Origin of the sequence: Dinghuibacter silviterrae, assembly GCF_004366355.1 — a bacterium.
Classification (GTDB): domain Bacteria; phylum Bacteroidota; class Bacteroidia; order Chitinophagales; family Chitinophagaceae; genus Dinghuibacter; species Dinghuibacter silviterrae.
In genome coordinates this window covers 1170447-1190236 of the sequence record NZ_SODV01000002.1, presented here as the reverse complement: position 1 = coordinate 1190236, position 19790 = coordinate 1170447, and the positions used below count along the sequence as shown (strand labels likewise).

The following is a 19790-nucleotide window of genomic DNA, read 5'->3' as shown; positions in this document are numbered from 1 at the left end:
AATGATCCAGTATTTTAAGAACTCGGGGGGCCAGACCATCGAGATCGACAAGCCGGAAAACGGCATTTGGGTAAATATCCTCCCTCCGCTGAAGCAGGAGGAATTTGCTGACCTTTCCGAAACGCTTGACATCCCTATCGACTTTCTGACGGACTCGCTCGATATTGACGAGCGGAGCCGGTATGAGACCTCGGAGAATGTAAAGCTGATCGTCCTGAATACGCCCACGGAGAACAATTCCTTTAACGAAAGCGACGCCTATTATATCACGATTCCGATCTGTATCATCCTGACGCATGGGCAGATCGTGACGGTGAATTCTTTCGAGAACGGGGCCATCAAGAAATTCCTGAATACGTTCAAAAACCGGAACCCGGATAAGAAGAATATGATGGTGTTGAAGATCTTCGAGAAGGTGGTCCAGAACTTTATGGAATTCCTGAAGGAGGCGAACCAGAAGAGGAATCAGTTGGAACAACGGTTGTACCAGCACGGGCGGAATGAGGACCTTCACCAGTTGGTGCGGATCCAGAAAAGCATGGTCTATTTCGTGACAGCGCTTCGGTCGAACGAAACGCTGATGGCTAAGCTGATGCGGACGAGTTTCCTGCAACTGAATGAAGAGGAACGCGAATTTCTGGAGGATCTGATCGTGGACAATGCGCAGGCGCTGGAAATGGCGAACATCTACACCAACATCCTGGCGAGCACGATGAACGCGTTTTCGAACATCCTGGCCGGGGACCGGAACAGTAGCCTGCGTTGGCTGACGGCCACGGGCGTGGTGTTGTCGCTGCCGCTTTTGGTGGCGGTTTTGTTTTGCATGAAGATCCCTTTGCCGTTTGGCGATTCTCCGGCTACCTTTTTCATAGTGCCCTTGGTGTGCCTGGCGATCTCAGGGAGTGCCTGTGCCTTTTTTATCCGGAATAAATACTTCTGATGATCAACGTCCGCGTTTATGGTCTCCTGGTGGATGACCTGAAAAGAGTTTTGGTGAGCGATGAATATATCCGTGGCGCGTATATCACTAAATTCCCGGGCGGTGGCCTGGAGTTTGGGGAGGGAACCCGGGACTGTCTGAAACGGGAATTCAAGGAAGAAATGGACCTGGACGTCCGGGTGGACGACCACCTCTATACGACAGATTTCTACCAGATGTCTGCGTTCAATCCCAATTACCAGATTATTTCTATCTACTATTACGTAACGCCGCTGGAGCGGATCAAGGCTCCGTTGCGCGATAAGCCTTTCGACTTCGATGAGCGACAAATGGAGGTATACCAGGCGACGGGCGAGACGGAGACGTTCCGGTTTATCGAATGGGACGCCTTCGGAGAGGACATGGTCACGCTACCGATTGACAAGGTGGTGGCGGAGATCGTGAAGGGGCGCCGGAAGGCCTGACGGGGCGGGCGCCGAAGGCCTGGCGGGGCCGGCAAACGGCGGCGGAATACCTACGGCACCGCCGGCTTCGCCACCTGTACCGTATTCTTCGACAACCCAAAATTCACTCCAAGGGTCGTAAACAAATTCTCGACATTATCGAAATTCTTCCCAAAGGCGCCCACGATGATGATCTGGTTGCTGATCTTATAATTGACGGCGGCGGCCAATCGGTCATAAGACTTCTGGAGGGAGACGTCGTAGCGGTTGAGGTATTCGGCTGACAACGCGAAATGCCCTCGCCCGTAAAACACCCCCACCCCATAGTCAAAGAAGGCGGAGTCGCGGGTGGACGTGACCGCCCGTGTTCCAGCGGTGGAGTACCTGACAACCCCCACGAAATCCAGCGGCAATTGGAACGGACTGTACCGGATGTTTAACCAGGCGCCGGACCGCGCCAGGTGAGCCTGGCCGATGCTGCTGTTGGGTGCGCTAGAGGTAGTGGCGACGGAGCCACCGGCGATCTCGGTGACAAAAACCGGACGACGGATCAAAGCAGCATAGTCCCGGGAAATAGAATCGATGCGCACCGTGTCCAGCCGGACGGCAGCAGTGTCTCCCCTGGCGTAAGCGGGCCCCAGGTCTGCCAGGAGGGATTCCATGGCTTGCTGTTTCCCCCGCAACGAGCCGGTGGCGCCAAACGAATAGATCCGGACCAACTGGGTCCGAAACCCGAGCCCGATGGCATAGTTGGAATCGGTTTTAACGGTCGCAAGCGAGAAGTTGAGGGTCTCGAAAAAGGGGGTGGTATGTTTGGTGAAGTCTTCGGCTTTGAGGTTGTTGTGGTTCTTTAGCCAAAAGGGGGTAACCTGGACGGCCGCTCCTTGGGCGAGGTTCAGGATGTCGGCCTCGATCGCCTTCGTGGTGGTGGGTTTGTCGACGGAGGTGGGCGCCTTGTCCATGAGGGTAAAACCCGTGCTGGCGGGGGTATAAAGGTCGCTCACGTCGAGGCTGTCGGTTTTTTGCTGCGCGCAAAGGGCGAGCGGAATGACAGCCGTTAAAGAAAACAGCAACAGAGGTAAAAACTTCATCGAACTATTGAAATTGATATTCCGTGGTCAGTATATAATAGTCTCCGGTATTGTCCACCGTGTCATGGATAACACCGGGCTCGGTGGCCGTGCCCTGGAACGCAATCGTCACGGCGATGTTGTTGGTGACGCTGTTGGCGGTGATGACGGAGGTAATGATCTTTAGCTTCCTGCCGGCAAGAACGGCCTTTTCACCCAGTAGCAACTGGGAGATGTTGCCTTTGGCAACCGGGGCGGTCTGATCCTCGAATTGCACGAAGCTACCGCCGACATGGAAGTTGCCGATAGTGATAGTGAGGTGGACCTGGGGCTCATCGATCGTAAGCGAAACCAGCGGCTTGGATACCGGTTTTATGGCCATTGTAGTCAGTTTGGTCAACGAAATAACAACAATTCCATCAGGAGCCCTAGAGGAAAAACACGGAAATTTAGCCAAACCATTCAGCCAGGTCGACCAGTTGCAGCCTGCCCTTGGCAGCGGCGTCGAGGTCACGCACGACCTTCCCCTCCCCCATCAGGATCAGCCGGTCCCCATAGGTGTGTGCGTCCCTTAGGTTATGCGTAATAAGAATGGTGGTGAGCTGGTAGGTCCGGGCGATCTGGTCGGCGGTTTTCATGATGAGCGCGGCGGAACGGGGGTCCAGGGCGGCGGTCGGTTCGTCCAGCAGCAGGATTTCGGTATGGTCCATCACGCTCATCAACAGGGTCAGGGCCTGGCGCTGGCCGCCGGACAGTGTGCCCATGGGTTGGTCGATCTTTGCCTCCAGCCCCATCCCCAGGGTGGCTATACGGTCCCGTACCTTGGCCCGGAAAGCTTCCCCTGAGCCGATCCGGAGCCCCTTGCGCGTGGTGCGTAAAGCGGCCAATCGGAAGTTATCAAGAATGCTGAGCTCGGGTGCGGTCCCGCTGAGGGGGTTTTGAAAGACACGGGCCACCCAGCGGCTGCGCCGGTATTCGGGTATGCGGGTGACGTCGTGGTCGTCAAAACGCACGGTGCCGGAGGAGGGGGCGAGCGCGCCGGCGATGATGTTGAGCAGGGTGGTTTTGCCCGAACCGTTGGAGCCGACGAGGACGACAAAGGTGCCGGTCTCGATGGACAGGGATACATCGTTGAGGGCGGTGACCTGGGTGGGCTCGCCGGGGTTGAATACCTTTTGGATGGTCTGGAGGGTGATCATGCGGTTCGTTTGAGACGCAAGGCGGGGGCCCCTACGATGGCCAGGACAAAGAGGGCGGTCACGAGCTTCAGCAGGTTGGGGTCGACCCCGATGGAAAGGGTGAAAGCCAGGACAAACTGGAAGACCAGGGAACCGAGGATGACCACCGGCAGTTGCAGCCAGATGGGGCGGATACGGAACCAACGGATGAGGCGGTCGCTGATCAGGACCGAGCCGAGTCCTACGATCACCACGCCGATGCCCATATTGATGTCGGTAAAACCCTGGTATTGGGCTACCAAGAAGCCACCGAGGGCGGTAAGGGCATTGGCGATGCCCAGACCGATGATCTTCATAAAGTCGTTGTTGATCCCGAGGGCCCGCGTCATGGACTCGCTGTCCCCGGTGGCGCGCATGGCGACCCCGAAGTCGGTGCGGAGAAGATAGCTGAGCAGCAGGGTGAGCGCCAGCAGGAAAAGACAAACCACCAGGAGCTGGCTATAGGTACCACCGGAAGGCCAGAAAGAAAAGATGGTGGGGATATTGACCAAGGGCAGCGTTGACCTGCCGAGCAGGCTGAGGTTGACGGAATACAGGGCCGTCATCACGAGGATCCCCGCGAGCAGGGCGTCTATTTTCAGTTTGGTGTGGATGAGCCCGGTGAGACAACCGGCAAGTCCGCCCGCCACAAGGGTGATGGGGATGGCCAGGGACAGCGGGCAATGGTGGGTGAGCAGCAGTGCCGTCGTCACCGCGCCTAAGGTATAGCTGCCGTCGGTGGTGATGTCGGGTATCCTGAATATTTTCATACTGATGAAAATACCCAGGGCGACCGATGACAAACAAAGCCCCAGGATGAGGGCGGACAGGTAGAATTCCATCAGCGCAGGGGTTGAAAGGCGGCCGGGAGGCTGAGCCCGAAACGGGCGGCCGCGGCCGGGTTATACACGCGTTTGCGGACCTTGACGAGGGCCCAGTGGATGCCGGCGGCGTGGAGCGCGGTGGTGTCGAGGGCACCGGCGGATGTGGACGTAGCGGATGCGGCCGTTGCGGCCCCGGCAGACGTGGTCGCAGCAGCCCCGGACGAAGCAGCCGTCGACGTGGCAGCCCCGGACGAGGAAGCCGCCGCCGACGTGGCGGCCCCAGTGGACGTGGAGGCTGCGGAAGTTTCAGCCGTGGCCCCGGCCGCAAGGCTCGCCTTGACCCGCAGATAATGCGCCGCCTGCACCCCCGATTGATACCCCCATTGGTACATATCCGCGCCGTACGCCGCGACCGCGCCCCGGGCGACAAGCCCGGCCTCGCTGGTGAACACGGGAACGTGGGCGTTGTTGCAGGACTGTATGATGGTCTCGAAAGCCCCGAAGACGGTATTGTCGGGATTGGCGAAAAAGGCGTCGATGTTTTTCGACAAAAGGGATTGGGTGACGAGTTGCACGTCGGCGGTGGCATTGACGGGGAGGGCCACCACGGTCACCTGTAACCGCTGGGCCAGGGCCTGGATACGATGGAGGGCGTCCACGGACTGGGGTTCGGACTGGTTGTAGATCATACCTACGGTCAGCGTGGCGCCGTGGGGCTTGACCACGTCCTTGATCAGGGCGAAGGAAGTGTCGATATAGTCTTGGGTGTCGGCAACCCCGAAAAGGTTGGGGGCGTCGGTTTCTTTCATTTGTTCGGGGATGGGGCTGACCATCATGAACACAGGGATGTCGCGCGTGCTTTGGAGGGCGGCGACGGTGGCGGCGGAGGGGTTGGTGCCGATGAGGTCGACCTTCTCCGACACGAAATATTTAACGACCTGCGTGAGCGTGAGGGGGCTGCCCTGGGCGTTGCGGTATACGATGTGTACGGTCTTTTTGTCCTCGGAAAAACCGCTGTCGCTGAGGGCTGCGAAAAAACCCTGTTTGGCCTGGTCGAGGGTATTGTCGACAAAGGCGTCGGCAAAACCAACAGTGGGGATGGTGCGATCTGCGGGATGGCAGGCGGCGAAAAAGAGGACGAGCGCGAGCAAAAATGAGACGGACTTCATATAAAAAAGAAATAATATAATTGAACGACGCAAAACACACCGTTGACCCACCGCAACCAGGACGGCACCGACGAGCGCCAGCGGCGCATCATGACCACGGTAACGCACACCGCCAGATTAAACCAGATCCCGATAAACCACCCTAGGATGAGGAGCAGGGAAGACAGCACGGGGTCCTTTATAAAGGTAACGTACCGGAGCAGGACGCAGCCCGCAAAAGCGATATTCCCCAGGAGCGCCACCCGGGACGCCATTCTCAGCCAGGACATAGGATCAAAATTAAGGCACGGCCGTCACACGGGAGGCACTTTTGAATATTTACCGCAAATACTCTTATCTTGCCTCGCATCTATTCGCCCAAATATGACAAAAATCAATTGGAAAAAGCTGATCCCGCATATCGTTGCACTGGCGGTCTTTGTTCTGGTCTCCGTGGTATACTGTTCGCCCGTTCTCGATGGGAAAACGGTGGGAGGTTCGGATATGACGCACTGGCAGGCGACGGTCCACCCGATGGACGTGTATAAAAGCACCCACGGTCACTATCCTTTGTGGACAAACAATATGTTCGGGGGGATGCCGGCGTTCCTGATCGCGATGGACAAGACCAACCCGGTCCCCATGGCGTATTTCCTGCAGGTGTTCAACCTGTTTTTGCCGACGCCGATCTCTTATTTTTTCCTGATGTGCATATCCTTTTATTTCCTGGCGCTGGTGCTGCGGGTGAACCCATGGCTGGCGATCCTTGGCGGCCTGGGCTATGCGTATGCGAGCTTTAGTGCGGTCCTGGTCATCGCGGGTCACCAGACGGAGATATGGGCGATGGGGTATGTGCCCTTTTTATTGGGGGCGCTGGTGCTGCTCTTTGAGGGACGATATGGGTGGGGGACGGCACTGACGGCCTTGTTCACCTACCTGCTCGTATCGATCAACCACATCCAGATCGCGTATTATTGCGGGCTGATGGCGGCGTGTATGGGGATCGCCTATCTCGTCCAGTGGATTAGGAACAAGCAATACAAACAGATGGGCCTGTCGATCGTGCTGGCCATGGTGGCCGGCGGCCTGGGGGTCATGAGCAACGCGGGCACCCTGCTGACGAACTACGACTATTCGAAGGAAACCTTGAGGAACGGGGCATTGACCCTGGATACGGCTACGGGCAAGCTGGAGAAAAGCAAAGGGCTGGACGTGGACTATGCGTTCACCTGGAGCGAAGGGATCACGGAGACCTTTACCCTGGTATCCCCGAACGTCTACGGCGGGGGTTCGGGCGACCCCTTGCCCCAGGACGGCAAACTGGCGGATGCCATCAGCAACAACCAGGTGCCCCAGCAACTGGCGCAGCAACTCTACTATGCCTTCCCGGCATACTGGGGGAACCAGCTCAGCGTGGCGGGACCGGTGTATCTTGGGGCGGTGATGATCATGCTGGTCATCTTTAGCCTGTTTTACCTGAAGAGCAAACACAAATGGTGGCTCGTGAGCGTAACGGTGCTGGCTATCCTCCTGTCGTGGGGGAAGAATTTCGCAGCCTTCAACGACTTCATGTTCTACCACTTTCCGTTGTACGATAAATTCCGTTCACCGACGATGAGCCTGGTCATTCCCCAGCTCACCTTCCCGCTCCTGGCGGTGTTGGGACTTCAGCAACTTTTCTACGGAGAAAAGGTGGACAAGGCTTATGCCTTCCAGCAATTCAAAAAAGCAGCCATTACCGCCGGCGTTGTGCTGTTGGTCCTGGTCGGGCTGTATATGACGGCGACGTATAAGTCCAGTCATGACCTCCAGCTCCAGGAAGAGCTGACACAGATGAAGAAAGGTGATCCCTCCCTTGGCCGGGCTATTGTGGGGGGCGCAGCGGCAGACCGGCAGGCCTTGTTCGGGTCGGACCTGTTGCGTACGATCCTCTTTGTCGTCCTGGCGGCCGGGGTGCTTTTCATCTACATCAAGGGCAAGATGAAGGCCGGCATCGCCATAGCCGCCCTGACCGTTCTTTCATTTATTGACCTGATCATGGTAGACACGCGCTACCTGAACCACGATACCTATAAGGACACGGATGAGGCCGCGGCGGTATTCAATCCCAGCCCTGCCGACCAGGAGATCCTGAAGGATCCGGGCTACTTCCGGGTCATGAATACCACCACGGACGCCTTTGAGGACGCCATCACCTCCTATTACCATAATACGGTGGGTGGGTATCACGCGGCAAAGCTGGCCCTCTTCCAGGACGTGATGACACACCAGTTGACCAGGCAACCGATGAACATGGCCGTGTACGACATGTTCAACACCAAGTATTTCATCGTTGCCAACCGCCAGACCAACCAGGTCGAAGCCGTCCCCAACCCGGGTGCGCTGGGGCCCTGCTGGCTGGTGCAGTCGATCAACTATGTGGACGGGCCGGGTGCGGCGATGAAGGCGTTGGACAACTTCAACCCCAGGGACACAGCGATCGTCGACAACAGCGAGAAGGCGCTCATTCCCTTTACGCCCCAGCACGACACCACCGGCTTTGTACACCTGGTCAAAAACGACAACGACGTCATCACCTACGAGTCCAACAGCGGCGCCAATGAATTCGCGGTATTCAGCGAAATCTATTATAGCCGCGGCTGGAAGGCCTATATCGACGGCAAGGAAGCCCCCATCGTCAAAACCGACTACCTGCTCCGGGGCCTGGCCCTGCCGGCAGGGAAACACGACATCCGTTTCGAGTTCCACCCGACGGCGTACTATACAGGTTTGAAGATCGCGGGGATCGGGTCCATCCTGACACTGCTGCTTTTAATCGGGGCCATTGCCGGTGAATACCGGAAAAAGTCAAAGGCAACGGCATAGCATGGAGCAACCCGTACAGATTTCCGTGGTGATCTGTTCCTATAACCGAAGGGACTATATCATCGACGCCATGGACAGTCTGCACCGGCAAACGCTGGACAGGTCGGCATTCGAGGTGATCGTCGTGGATAACAACAGCAAGGACGATACGGAATCGCGCTGCAGGGCGTATATAAGCACGCACATGGAAACGCAATTCCTTTTCCTTACAGAAAAAAGACAAGGCGCTTCCTTTGCACGGAATACGGGCGCGGCCCTGGCCCAGGGAGAGCTCCTGGTCTTTATGGACGACGACGCGGTGGCGGCCCCGGACTTCCTTAAAAGAATTATCATATTCTTTGAGACGCACCCGGGCGCCGGGGGAATGGGCGGCAGGATCATCCCTCGCTATATACCCGCCGAGCCGAAGTGGATGTCTCACTTCGTATCCTCCCTGGTGGGGAATTTTGACTATAGTCCCCACACCGTGGAATTCGCGCCGTTGAAATATCCCCTGGAGTCGAACATGGTCGTCCGGAAGGCGGACTTCGACGCGGTGGGTGGGTTTAATACCGAACTGCCGGGCGTCAAAGGGACCCTCCGGATCGGTGGCGAGGGGAAGGAATTCTTTTTCAAACTCAAGAACCTGGGCCGGACCATCTGGTACGACCCGGAGGTAAAGGTCGAACACGTGGTGGAGGTGTCGAAGCTGACGCGGGAGTATATGTACCGCGTAGCATCCGGTATCGGCCGCGGGGAAAGCGTGCGAACCAAAGCGGTTGGAACAGGTGCGTACTATAAAAAAATCGCGGAATACCTGTATAAGCTGTGCGGTTCGATCGTCCTTGGCCTACTCTATACCGTAAAAGGCCAACCCGCCAAAGCCCTCCCGGTCATTCATTTCCGGATTGACGCCCTGCGCGGGCTGACTGACAACAAGCGTTAAAGCACTTTGTAGAAATGCGGGCGGCCGCCGATGATCCGGGGCGTCCACCACCAAAGCCGTGCAACATTGCGCGCGAACTGCGCTGGCGCTGAAAGACCCCTAAGGGTAAAAATATTCCCGAGGAAAAACACAGGGACGCCGGCCGTATACCCCAACAGCAACACCAAAAACCACCCCACGCCAAACTGTTTGCGTACCCTAAGGTGGTTGGAGAGCATGAGCTGGAAATCTTTGCGCGTCGTCAGCCCCGAATAGCCTTTGCCGTCCTGGACCGTTTCCCCCTGCAGGTGGATGATGCGTTCCTCCCCGAATATACAAAGCGGACCCACCTTGCCCAGACGGGCGCACCATTCGACCTCTTCGGCATATAGGAAAAAGTCTTCGTCCATCAGCCCCGCCTGCCTGATCGCGCTCCGCTTCACCATGAGAAAGGCACCGCTGACCCATTCCACGGGATGCACGGACCCCGCCTCCCGGACATTGGGGACCTTGGTCCCGCTCCGGTAGCCGATCCAGCGGAGCAGCGCCCCTAAGTAGGGCAAAAGCAGCAGGTGGTTGAGCCCCCCCTTCATAAAGAAGTTGCCGGATATCTGGGGCGACCCGTCCGGGTTGAGGAGCTGGACCCCGCAGGCCACGAAGTCGCTGTCGCAAAGCTGCGCATACGCCTTCTCCACCGCCCGGTCGAGGACGATGGTATCCGGGTTGAGCAACAACACATCCTTGTCCCCCGCGGCCCTGATCCCCGCGTTGTTGGCCCGGGCAAACCCCGCATTGTACCCCATGTCGATCCATTGCACCGCTGGAAAGGCGTCGAGGATACGGTCACGGCTATCGTCCCCTGAGGCATTGTCGACGACCCATACGTCCGGGGGCGTCCCGGCGGTTTCCCGGTAGAGACTCGAAAGGGCGTCCAACAAGAGTTTGGAGGACCGGTAGTTGACAAATATCACCGCGAGGGAAGGGGTCATAGATGGGTCAGGTAATGAAGAAACATCAGTGTCTTGGAGGCCGGCCCGAAACGCAGGACGGCCCGGGGAATGCGGGACTGCCAGCGAATCATCGACGGGAGCGCTTGCGGTAAGGGAGCCGTGTACCCGGCCGTCGCGATGTCCGCGGTTTCCCGTATGCCCAGGTTCCGGTACAACCGCCAGAAGTAGTCGTACACCACCAGGTTTTTCAGGTGTTCGCGACCGTTTTTTTCCAGGAGCAAGTGGTTCTCCGGTACTTGAACGGTGGTCACCCCAAAAGTATAATTTGTCACCTGTGTGGCGTTGATCCCCACATTGACCAATACCTCGTCCAGGTAGCGGTAACGCGGAAACGCATCCAGGTAACGGATATAAAACTCGAAGTCGACGACCCATTTAAACGCGGGGTCGAACAGCAGCCCTTCCTGTTTCCGGAAAAGGGTACAGCTGGGGTTCCCGATATAGTTGGCCCCCAACAGGTACCAGGGACTGCGCTCCAGCCGCCGCCGGCCTGCGGGGCCAAGCCATATTGGTTCGATCACCCCATTTTCTTCGTATACGTTTTGGTAGGCGGAAAAAAAGAAGGTGGCCTCGGGGTGAGCCACGATCGCGCGACCAAACACGCCGAGCGCGGTATCGGTGGCAAACCAGTCGTCGTCGTGCATCACCTTGATCCAGGTCCCCCGGGCCTGCCGGATGCCTTCGTTCCAATTTTCCGGGGTCCCCAGGGCCACGGGATTTTTTATATACCGCAACGGAAGCTTGTCCTGGAAACGGCCGGCCAGTTCCCGGACGCTGTCGTCGGGGCTATCGTCGGTCAACACCACCTCGAAAGGTGCATGATCCTGGCGGGCGATGCTGTGCAGCAACCGTTCCAGGTAGGCTACCCTCCGGTAGGCCGGGATACATATACTGATAAGCGGTTCAGGCATATCGGCGGCGAAAATAAACGAAATCCTTATTTTCGGCCCCTAAAACCGTCGAAACAAGTGTATTTGGTGAGAAAAAGGGCATTGGGGGACGTATTGTGGACCGAGCCTGTGATCAGGGCGCTGGCTGCCCGTCACCGGCGGCTAACGGTGGTCACCAAATTCAACGACCTTTTCCTGAACTATCCGCTGTCCAACGTCCGTTTCAGGTCTTCCCTGCCTTTTTGGAGGAAGATCCTGGTAAGGCTGGGCATCCGCTGGAGGACCGTTGTCCTGGACGACGCTTATGAACAGTCTCCCCACCGGCATTTTCTCGAAGCCTACCAGGCAAAGGCCGGCCTCCCCCTCGTCCGCGAGTATCCCCGGCTGTATTTGAGTGCATCGGAGAAAGCCCTTCACCCGCCAAAACCGTATGTGGTTTTACACCTCGAATCCTTTACAGACAAAAACTACCGGAAGGTGTACGGGATCGACTGGAACCAGGTGTCGGCCTACCTCGCCGGGGAAGGCTATGCGGTCTACCAGTTGGGGAAGAACCCCGCCCCCATCGAAGGCGTTGCCCATAAAGAGACCACACTACGGGAAATGATGGCCCTGCTGCACAACGCCGCCCTTTTTATCGGCCTGGATTCCGGCCCCAGCCATATCGCCGCGGCCCTGGGGGTCCCGTCGATCGTATTCTTCGGCGCGGTGAACCCGTTATACCGCCATTTTCCCGAGTTATGGAAAGGCCTTATCTTGCAAGGCGCCTGCCCTTATGCGGGTTGTTTCCACGAAGCCCCGGATCCCGAAACCATGGTGTGCCGGCTCGTGGGGAACGAGGGTATCCCGGTGTGCAGCCTGCACACCACTGAAGGAGTCCTCGACGCCATTGTTACACTGAGACAAAAGTATATATGCTGAACACGCTCGTAAGAAAAGTGAAAAGAAAGCTGGGTATCCCCTTGCACTATCCTTCAGAGACCTCCAAGGTGAGACACCTGGTGCTGGAGTATTGCGTGGGAGACGGCTGTGATATAGGTTTTGGAGGCGACAAAATCAAAAAAGAACGCTGTGCCGGGATCGATTTCCCGCAACCCTATGCACATACCGGGAAGGACAAAGTAGACATCGGGTGCGACGTCATCAAAGACGAAATCCCCGTTCCCGACAATACGTACGACTACGTATATACGAGCCACCTCATCGAAGACTTTGCAGACACCAGGGCAGGCCTTCGTAAATTTATCCGCATCCTCAAGTCAAACGGCACCCTTATCCTCGTTTTTCCGGACCAGGTCAAATACGAAGCCCAATGTAGAAAGACCGGCCAGCCGCTGAATATGTACCACGTCCACGCCGACATGGGTCAGGACTTTATGCTGGCGGCCCTGGACAAGATCGAGGGTATCCGGTATAGCACGCTTTTTGCCAGCAATTGTGTCATCGACTACAATGTCATCCTCGTCCTGAAAATCACTAAGTCTTGACCCACTACGACCCCGAGCTGATCCATCCGTACGCCACCACCGACCTGATGCGTTTTGGCCAGGACCAGGACGGCGGGTATGTTATCAACCGCTGCATCCTGGGGCCCACCAAGGTCCTGGTGGGGCTGGGGATCAATGCCGATTGGTCCTTCGAAGAAGATTTCGCCCGCAAGGCGGGCGATGACCTTTTGGTCCATGGATACGATTTTTCCGTTTCCAGGGATATCTTTCACAAGGAATACATCAGCCGCGTCCTCTACCTGTTTTCGATAAAGTTCCTGCTGCGTCTGCTCAAAAGCCCCGCCGAGGCGCCCGCACTTTGGAAGCTGGTCTATGGATATGCCCGGAATGCCCGTAAAACCGATCGCACCTTTCCCCAATTTTTCGACGGGGTGCGGCACCGTTTTTTTCAACTGGGGGTGTCCAACACCCGGGAAGGGGTCTTCGTGCCTTTTGACGACGTGGTGGCGCAATTGCCGGCGGGTCTGCCTGACCAATCGGTTTTCCTGAAAATCGACATAGAACTGTCCGAGTTCCGCATTATGGATGACGTCCTCCGTCATGGCCGTTTGCTGAGCGGAATGGCGATCGAATTTCACGACCTGGACATCCTTTGGGATTCGTTTGCCCGGATCATGCGCGAGGCTGGCCGCGAATTCGTCCTGACCCATGTGCACGGCAACAACTATACAGGCCTCATACCCGGCACCGGAATCCCCAAGGCACTGGAGGTGACTTTTGTGCACAAATCCCTGCTGCCTGCGAACCTTTCTCCCTTTAAAGGGGAATATCCGCTACCCGGGTTGGATCATCCCAACGAGCCGGGTAAAGCGGATATTCCGTTACGGTTCCAGTAACCTGGTTCTAGAATTTCGGGATCTTGTTGTACAGATACGAAACCTCCGTCGCGCTGATGGCCCGGGTGTAGATGCGAAGCTCATCGATTTTCCCGTTCAGCGCCGGACCATTGTCCTGTGACCACCAGTTCCCCAAATTAAACCCTGCATTCGAACAATAGGCCAGTTGGGTAATGGGCTCGGTTTGCTGGCTGACAAGCACGCCGTTGATATACATTTTCAAAACACCGGCGGAGAAAGTGGCCACCACATGATACCATGCATCCGTCTGCAGTTTGGGGCCGGTAGAATCCAATAGAATATAACTGGTAACGGACCCCACATTGGTACAGGTATTTGCCGGGGTATTTCCACTTAGTACAATCCGTATCGTATCCGGGATAGCCACAGGGTCGGTTCCGATGGCCATTGAATAACCGGTGGCGTCCGTGTAGTTGATCTTTGTGAAGAAGAACCCGATGTGGGTGGTCCTGTACATCCCCAAGAAAGATACCGACCAGCTGGGTGCAGTGAAATTACCTCCATCGGCAATCAAACCGCGAGCGGTGCCGCCCGGAAAATCCAGGGCACTTTGGGGGTTGCCCCACATGTCAATGCCCAGCGCCGCGCCGCTGAACAGGGTCAGGGCGTGGTTGTTCCCGGAGGAGTCACCCAGGTTACCATTAAGCGGGTAATAGGCCCAAAGGCTGTCGTTGATGTGGCGGTACGTCGTGTCATAAGGTACTTTCAACGTGTCGCGTACGATGGTCGTGTCTTTTACGGTAACCGTGTCCGTTACCGTTTTTGTTTTGCTACAGCCGCTATTGGGTAGGGTAAGGCTGGCTGCCACCGCGATGGCTACGAGTCCAAGCAGGATTCGGTTCATGATGTTGTGTGGTTTTAGCGAGTTTTGAAGTGATCTGCGAATATAGTAATTATATTACCTCGCCAGCAGGATTGTCCCCTTCTGCATATACGCACTACCGGTCAACGCATACCGGAAATGAAGCTCATATACATAGGTGCCGGTCGGATAGGCGCCCCCATCCCATCCCGCTTCTTTATCCCGTGATGCATAAACCGTTCTGCCCCAGCGGTCATAGATCGTCAGCGAGAACTGGTCCACGACCTCGGTGCCGAGGACCCTGAAGACGTCATTGTAGCCATCGCCGTTGGGTGTGAATGCGTTAGGAACGCGTACCACACAAACACCCGTTTGCACGTCTACCGAAGCGGTATAGGTCGTACAGGCGTCCGTGGCGGTGACGGTATAGATACCCGGGACCGTGACCGCGTGGGTGGGACCGGTGGTGCCGTCCTGCCAGGTATAGGTATACGCCGCGGTGTCCGGGTTGGCCTGCAGGACGATGGTTTCGCCGGGGCAGATGGGCTGGGGACCGCCTAAGGTAATGTAGGGGACATCCGCCGCGGAGACGTGGATGGTGGACGAGGCGCTGCAACCGTTATCCGTAACCGTTACCGTATAAGCGCCGGCCTGGGTGACGGCATACATTTGTCCCGTGCTCCCATCCTGCCACAGATAGGTGTCCCCCGGGTCACCGGCGTCGAGCACAAAAGGTTTGGAGAGACAGACGGCGGTATCGTTGCCCAGGTCCACCTGTGGCACGGGCTTGACCGTTACCTGGCTGGTCCCTGTGGCGGTACAGCCGCTGTTGTCGACGGTAAGGGTATACAATCCGGTGGTGGTGACTGTCGTTACAGCACTCGCGGAACCGGTGTTCCAGCTATACGTAACGGACAAGGGGCTGACATACCGGAGTACCCCGGGTCCGCAAAACGTGGTGTCGGCGGGTAGCACGACAACGGGGGCCTGGGCCACCGTAGCCTGTATGGTGCTGGTGTCGGCGCATCCGTTATTGTCGGCGATCAGTTTATACAATCCGCTTGCGGTGACTTCCAAACTGTCCCCCGTGGCTCCTGTATTCCAGTAATAGGTCACCGGCAAAAGCGTGGTATAGCGCAGCATCCCCGAGTCGCAGAAGGTGGTATCGGCGGGGAAGGGAATATGGGGTTTGGGGATGACCGTACACTGGATGCTGGCCGTGGCCGTACAACCGGTGTCCATGTAGGCCAGCGTGTAGGTTCCGCTGGACAGCACGGCCGTGCTGCTGGAATCCGAACCTGTGTTCCACAGGTAGGTAACCCCTACCGAATCCTGGGGATGGTAGATCAGACGACCGGGTCCGCAAAAGCTGGTATCCTTCCCAAGGGTCAGCGAATGGGTGGGGACGACCTTGCAATGGATCGAGTCCAGGGCCGTGCAGCCTCGTTCGTTGAGCTGGAGCCAATAGGTCCCACTGGTGGTGACCAAGGCGGTATCGGCAATGGACCCGGTGTTCCAGATAAAAGTCACCGGTTGGTTGGTCGTGTACTTCAGGACACCGGAGTCGCAGAAAACGGTGTCCTTGGGCAGCTGGACGGAAGGATTGGCCAATTCCGCCGCGGTGGTGGTCTGGCTGAGGGTACAGCCATAGTAGGTGGAGGTCAGGCTGTACGTCCCCGGAACGGTGATGGTTAGTTGGTTCGAGTCGGAGCCGGTGTTCCAGGTATTTTTGATACCGGGGCTGACCGGCGCGTTCAACACCGCGGTCTGACCCGCGCAGAAAAAAGTATCCGTACCAAAAACGATGGTGGGCGCCCGTTTGACGACGATGGGGTGACACGCCTGGGCGGTGGCGGCCCCAGCCGTTGCCGTGAGACAAACGGTATAGGTTCCCGGTATGGAGTAGGAAAAGGCAGGGGGGGTAGCGCCGCTGTATACTGTTAGCGCTGGATCCGGGCAGCCCGGGACGTTGTTCCCCACGGTATCCGTATAGGCGTTGCAGAAATTCCAACTGTAAGATGTCGCGCCCGTCGATTGATTGGTAAGGGTTACAGGGGCGCCTAGACAAACGGTATCAGGGTGGTTGAAGGCGGCTGATAGCTGCGCCCGGGCCACTCCTGCGCACAGCAGTAGCGCCAGGTTCAGGGTAAGCCGTCCTACGCACACGGATGTCATTACCTACAAAGGTACACAAATCCGGTGCGGAGTACTAGCCACCCTGTAACTCATTGATATACTGTAAGAAAAGGGTCAATCCCTCGCGTTTTTTCGGGGTCAGTTCATAGGAAATATTGCGGGTGTAGTACGTCTGCAGGTCGTACACCGGGTAAGGGTTTTCTGCAAGGACGCTGTTCAGCTCCCGGAAGCCCACCCCGCAGGCTTCATCGAAGATCCGGATAAAAGCCTCGTCCAGGGGACGGTTGCTGATCCAGGCCGCAAAAACAAAGGGCAAACCGGTAAAAGCCTTCCAAGCCGCCCCCAGGTCATAGATATAAGGGGATATTTTCCGCTGTTCGAGTGCCCGGTCGCCAATAACCAGCCCCGCCGTCGTACCTTTGATCCGGGAGCGGTAGTCTTCATGGGTATTGACAAACGTAGGGGTCCGTTTCCAATGGAACCTCAGCAGGACCTTGAGCAGCGCCACCGAGGTCCTGGATTGGTAATCCAAGAGGACCGTTTGTATGTCCTCCATGGGAACCTCGCTAAAAAGACAAACGGAGGCGACCTCTCCCTCCGTCCCGATGCAGTATCCCCCGTTGATGTGGTGCTCCTTCAGGCGGGGGATGATGGCGACGGGCACCAGGCCCATATCGGAATCACCCGTGACCAGGTCCTGGGCAATGATGGAGGGATAGTCTATGGTCAGCTCCAGGCGACGCATCACCTGGGGGGACCGCAAAATGCCGTACAAAAGGGGTTTGGTATTCAGATAGCTCACAGCGCCCACCTTCCAAATCTTTTCCAATGCTTGAGGGTTTTAGGTAATTTTGCGCAAAAATACGTCAATGGATCTTCAATCGCTCACTGCCATTTCGCCTATCGATGGCCGTTACCGCCGGCAGGTGGAACGCCTGGACGGCTATTTCTCCGAATTCGGTTTGATCCGCTACCGGGTCAGGATCGAGGTAGAATACCTGTTCCATCTGAGCGAGGCGGGGTTTGTGGCGCTTTCTGAACCGGCCCGCGCTGCGTTAACCGGTTTGATGGATGGATTTACCACCGCCCAGGCAGCGAAGATCAAGGACATCGAGAAAATCACCAACCACGACATAAAAGCCGTCGAATACTTTATCAAATCCGTCCTGGACGAGGCGGGCGCGGGCGCCATCAAAGAATGGGTCCACTTCGGCCTGACATCCCAGGACATCAACAATACCGCGATCCCGCTGAGTTGGAAAGACGGGCTTACCCAAGAGTGGCAACCCGCCATCTCCGGGCTTATTGCCAACCTCGCCGGTCTCGCACAGGCGTGGAAGGACATTCCGATGCTGGCCCGTACCCATGGGCAACCGGCCTCTCCTACCCGGTTGGGCAAGGAATTCATGGTCTTCGTGGAACGCCTTCGCGGACAGGCGGAGCTGTTTGGTCAAATGCCCTTTGGCGCAAAGTTCGGGGGTGCCACCGGGAACTTCAACGCCCACCACATCGCCTACCCCGCCACCGACTGGATCGCCTTCGGGAACAGCTTCGTCAACGAAAGGCTTGGGCTGGCGCGCCAGCAGTTTACCACCCAGATCGAACATTATGACGGACTGGCGGCCCAGTTCGACGCGCTGAAACGCATCAATACCACCCTCATCGACCTTTGCCGGGATATCTGGACCTATATCTCGATGGACTACTTCAAACAAAAGATCAAGGAAGGGGAAATAGGATCGAGCGCCATGCCACACAAGGTCAACCCCATCGATTTCGAAAACGCCGAGGGCAACCTCGGGCTGGCCAATGCCTTGTTCGAACACCTGTCGGCCAAGCTTCCGGTGTCCCGTCTCCAGCGCGACCTGACCGACTCCACGGTATTGCGCAACCTGGGGGTTCCCCTTGCCCATTCCCTGCTCTCCATCCGCTCGATCGAACGGGGCCTGGAAAAACTGATCCTCAACCCGGACGTCCTGCACCAGGACCTGGAAGACAACTGGGCGGTGGTGGCCGAGGCCGTGCAGACGGTCCTCCGCCGGGAGCAATATCCCAATCCTTATGAGGCGCTCAAGGCGTTAACACGCGGGGCTTCGGGGATTAACCGGGAGAGTATGCATGCGTTTATCGACGGGCTCGACGTCGATGCGAAGCTTAAAGCGGAGCTGAAAAAGATTACGCCGCAGAACTATACGGGCGTCGTCGCGGACTTCTAGGCGTACACATCCTCAATCAAAAAGTATTCCGGCGGCGCACCGGCGTGCAACCGTATGGACAGCACATCGTACTGGATACGCTTCCACTGCGGATGCTGCTGCTGATAGCGCACCCCCGCCTTCATCAGCCGGTACAGTTTCCTGTGATCGATCGACTCCTCCGGGAAGCCGTACGAACCGCCCCGGCGGGTCTTGACTTCCACGACGTGGAGCACGCCTTCGCCGGCGGCGACTAGGTCTATTTCATAATAAGAATGCCTCCAGTTCAGCTCTAGCACGTTAAAGCCCCGGGAACGGTAATAATCTGCGGCCAGGATCTCCCCTGTTTTGCCGGTATCCATAGTGTCGCTCACCGGCTAAAATTCGTATTTTTGTGTCAAACCCGGGAAGAAATGAAAAAAAGCGGACAACTCCTTTTGATCTTTGCAGTGTTGCTGCTTGTCAGTGCGTTATACAGGTTGATCCCCAGCCGTCCCTGGGGTTTTGCGCCCCAGATCGCCATGGCTTTGTTCAGCGGGTCGGTGGTCAAGGACAAAAAATTATCGTTTCTCCTTCCGCTGGGGTCAATGTTTCTTTCCGACTTATTGTTCCAACTCCTTCACAACGCCGGGATGACCGACATGCAGGGATTTTATGACGGGCAATGGGTCAATTACGTTCTTTTTACCGGCCTGACCGTGCTGGGTTGGTTCGTGGCCGAAAGGAACCTCCTTCAGATCGCGTTGGGCGCCCTGGCCGGACCCGTTCTGTATTTCTTCGCTTCCAATGCGGCCACCTGGGCTGCCGGCGGCGGATGGCACCGTCCGCATACCTGGGCCGGATTTGTACTGGCCATGGAAGACGGGTTGCCCTTCTTCCGGGGTAGCCTGTATGCCACCGTCCTTTTCTCTGCCCTACTTTTCGGGGGATACGCCCTCTGGCGCCGCCAGGCGGGAGCCGCGATCGGTGCGCACTAGGCGC

21 protein-coding genes are annotated in these 19790 nt (G+C 57.1%); 9 read left to right on the top strand and 12 right to left on the bottom strand.

Features of this window, described 5'->3' with window-relative positions; translation table 11 throughout:
• The first annotated feature begins 1 nt into the window (after nt 1).
• Both EDB95_RS22180 and EDB95_RS22175 read left to right on the top strand, forming a co-directional pair.
• The gene (locus tag EDB95_RS22180; protein WP_133997470.1) at nt 2-940 is read left to right on the top strand and encodes a magnesium transporter CorA family protein; all 939 of its coding nucleotides are present in this window, start codon (nt 2-4) and stop codon (nt 938-940) included.
• The gene (locus tag EDB95_RS22175) at nt 940-1404 is read left to right on the top strand and encodes an NUDIX domain-containing protein (protein ID WP_133997465.1); all 465 of its coding nucleotides are present in this window, start codon (nt 940-942) and stop codon (nt 1402-1404) included. The genes EDB95_RS22180 and EDB95_RS22175 overlap by 1 nt, the downstream gene beginning before the upstream one ends.
• A gap of 50 nt (nt 1405-1454) precedes the next feature.
• Here EDB95_RS22175 and EDB95_RS22170 read toward each other — a convergent pair whose 3' ends face one another.
• The 6 genes from EDB95_RS22170 to EDB95_RS27375 all read right to left on the bottom strand — a co-directional run bounded on the left by EDB95_RS22170 (nt 1455) and on the right by EDB95_RS27375 (nt 5932).
• Complete coding sequence (locus EDB95_RS22170) at nt 1455-2474, bottom strand: hypothetical protein (RefSeq protein ID WP_133997462.1); 1020 nt, start codon at nt 2472-2474, stop codon at nt 1455-1457.
• Between the two features lie 4 nt (nt 2475-2478).
• On the bottom strand, nt 2479-2835 hold the full coding sequence (locus EDB95_RS22165; RefSeq protein ID WP_133997458.1) for a hypothetical protein: 357 nt from the start codon (nt 2833-2835) through the stop codon (nt 2479-2481).
• A gap of 67 nt (nt 2836-2902) precedes the next feature.
• Nucleotides 2903-3652 (bottom strand): ABC transporter ATP-binding protein, encoded by a 750-nt coding sequence (locus EDB95_RS22160; RefSeq protein ID WP_133997455.1) that lies wholly within the window; start codon nt 3650-3652, stop codon nt 2903-2905.
• Nucleotides 3649-4512, bottom strand: coding sequence for an ABC transporter permease (locus EDB95_RS22155; protein ID WP_133997452.1), 864 nt, complete (start codon nt 4510-4512; stop codon nt 3649-3651). The genes EDB95_RS22160 and EDB95_RS22155 overlap by 4 nt, the downstream gene beginning before the upstream one ends.
• Entirely contained in the window at nt 4512-5663 is a 1152-nt protein-coding gene (locus tag EDB95_RS22150; RefSeq protein ID WP_133997449.1) for an ABC transporter substrate-binding protein, read from the bottom strand. Before EDB95_RS22150 ends, EDB95_RS22155 begins: the two co-directional genes overlap by 1 nt.
• Nucleotides 5660-5932 carry a hypothetical protein gene (locus tag EDB95_RS27375; RefSeq protein ID WP_162852732.1) on the bottom strand — a complete coding sequence of 91 codons (273 nt, stop codon included), beginning with the start codon at nt 5930-5932 and terminating at the stop codon, nt 5660-5662. Before EDB95_RS27375 ends, EDB95_RS22150 begins: the two co-directional genes overlap by 4 nt.
• A gap of 94 nt (nt 5933-6026) precedes the next feature.
• Here EDB95_RS27375 and EDB95_RS22145 point away from each other — a divergent pair, with 94 nt between their 5' ends.
• A complete protein-coding gene (locus EDB95_RS22145) occupies nt 6027-8507 on the top strand; it encodes a YfhO family protein (RefSeq protein ID WP_162852731.1) in 2481 nt (826 codons plus the stop codon).
• 1 nt (nt 8508) lies between these two features.
• Nucleotides 8509-9432 carry a glycosyltransferase family 2 protein gene (locus tag EDB95_RS22140; protein WP_133997445.1) on the top strand — a complete coding sequence of 308 codons (924 nt, stop codon included), beginning with the start codon at nt 8509-8511 and terminating at the stop codon, nt 9430-9432.
• Here the strand turns inward: EDB95_RS22140 and EDB95_RS22135 are convergent.
• Together EDB95_RS22135 and EDB95_RS22130 are read right to left on the bottom strand one after the other, a co-directional pair.
• Nucleotides 9429-10400 carry a glycosyltransferase family 2 protein gene (locus EDB95_RS22135; protein WP_133997442.1) on the bottom strand — a complete coding sequence of 324 codons (972 nt, stop codon included), beginning with the start codon at nt 10398-10400 and terminating at the stop codon, nt 9429-9431. The genes EDB95_RS22140 and EDB95_RS22135 overlap by 4 nt on opposite strands.
• Nucleotides 10397-11332, bottom strand: a complete 936-nt coding sequence (locus EDB95_RS22130) for a glycosyltransferase family 2 protein (RefSeq protein WP_133997439.1) — start codon at nt 11330-11332, stop codon at nt 10397-10399. Before EDB95_RS22130 ends, EDB95_RS22135 begins: the two co-directional genes overlap by 4 nt.
• Nucleotides 11333-11398: 66 nt before the next feature.
• Between EDB95_RS22130 and EDB95_RS22125 the strand changes: the two genes are divergently transcribed.
• From EDB95_RS22125 to EDB95_RS22115, 3 genes are read left to right on the top strand one after another with little or no spacing between them, the layout of a single operon-like run.
• The gene (locus EDB95_RS22125) at nt 11399-12232 is read left to right on the top strand and encodes a glycosyltransferase family 9 protein (protein WP_162852730.1); all 834 of its coding nucleotides are present in this window, start codon (nt 11399-11401) and stop codon (nt 12230-12232) included.
• Nucleotides 12226-12798: a methyltransferase domain-containing protein gene (locus EDB95_RS22120; protein ID WP_133997433.1), complete on the top strand. Its 573-nt coding sequence runs from the start codon at nt 12226-12228 to the stop codon at nt 12796-12798. The genes EDB95_RS22125 and EDB95_RS22120 overlap by 7 nt, the downstream gene beginning before the upstream one ends.
• Nucleotides 12795-13655, top strand: a complete 861-nt coding sequence (locus EDB95_RS22115) for a hypothetical protein (RefSeq protein ID WP_133997430.1) — start codon at nt 12795-12797, stop codon at nt 13653-13655. Before EDB95_RS22120 ends, EDB95_RS22115 begins: the two co-directional genes overlap by 4 nt.
• A 7-nt stretch (nt 13656-13662) precedes the next feature.
• Here EDB95_RS22115 and EDB95_RS22110 read toward each other — a convergent pair whose 3' ends face one another.
• Genes EDB95_RS22110 through EDB95_RS22100 form a run of 3 tightly spaced genes read right to left on the bottom strand, consistent with a single transcriptional unit; the run spans nt 13663 to nt 17443 of the window.
• On the bottom strand, nt 13663-14520 hold the full coding sequence (locus EDB95_RS22110; RefSeq protein ID WP_133997428.1) for a LamG domain-containing protein: 858 nt from the start codon (nt 14518-14520) through the stop codon (nt 13663-13665).
• A 54-nt stretch (nt 14521-14574) separates the two neighbouring features.
• The gene (locus tag EDB95_RS22105; RefSeq protein ID WP_133997425.1) at nt 14575-16653 is read right to left on the bottom strand and encodes a T9SS type B sorting domain-containing protein; all 2079 of its coding nucleotides are present in this window, start codon (nt 16651-16653) and stop codon (nt 14575-14577) included.
• Nucleotides 16654-16687: 34 nt separating this feature from the next.
• Complete coding sequence (locus EDB95_RS22100; RefSeq protein ID WP_133997422.1) at nt 16688-17443, bottom strand: menaquinone biosynthetic enzyme MqnA/MqnD family protein; 756 nt, start codon at nt 17441-17443, stop codon at nt 16688-16690.
• Between the two features lie 40 nt (nt 17444-17483).
• Between EDB95_RS22100 and purB the strand changes: the two genes are divergently transcribed.
• Nucleotides 17484-18830 carry an adenylosuccinate lyase gene (gene purB / locus EDB95_RS22095; RefSeq protein WP_133997420.1) on the top strand — a complete coding sequence of 449 codons (1347 nt, stop codon included), beginning with the start codon at nt 17484-17486 and terminating at the stop codon, nt 18828-18830.
• On the opposite strand, the gene EDB95_RS22090 is transcribed toward purB, so the two are convergent.
• Nucleotides 18827-19183, bottom strand: a complete 357-nt coding sequence (locus tag EDB95_RS22090) for a YraN family protein (protein WP_133997417.1) — start codon at nt 19181-19183, stop codon at nt 18827-18829. The two genes, purB and EDB95_RS22090, sit on opposite strands and share 4 nt — an antisense overlap.
• 39 nt (nt 19184-19222) lie before the next feature.
• Here EDB95_RS22090 and EDB95_RS22085 point away from each other — a divergent pair, with 39 nt between their 5' ends.
• A complete protein-coding gene (locus EDB95_RS22085; protein ID WP_133997414.1) occupies nt 19223-19786 on the top strand; it encodes a DUF6580 family putative transport protein in 564 nt (187 codons plus the stop codon).
• Nucleotides 19787-19790: the final 4 nt, after the last annotated feature.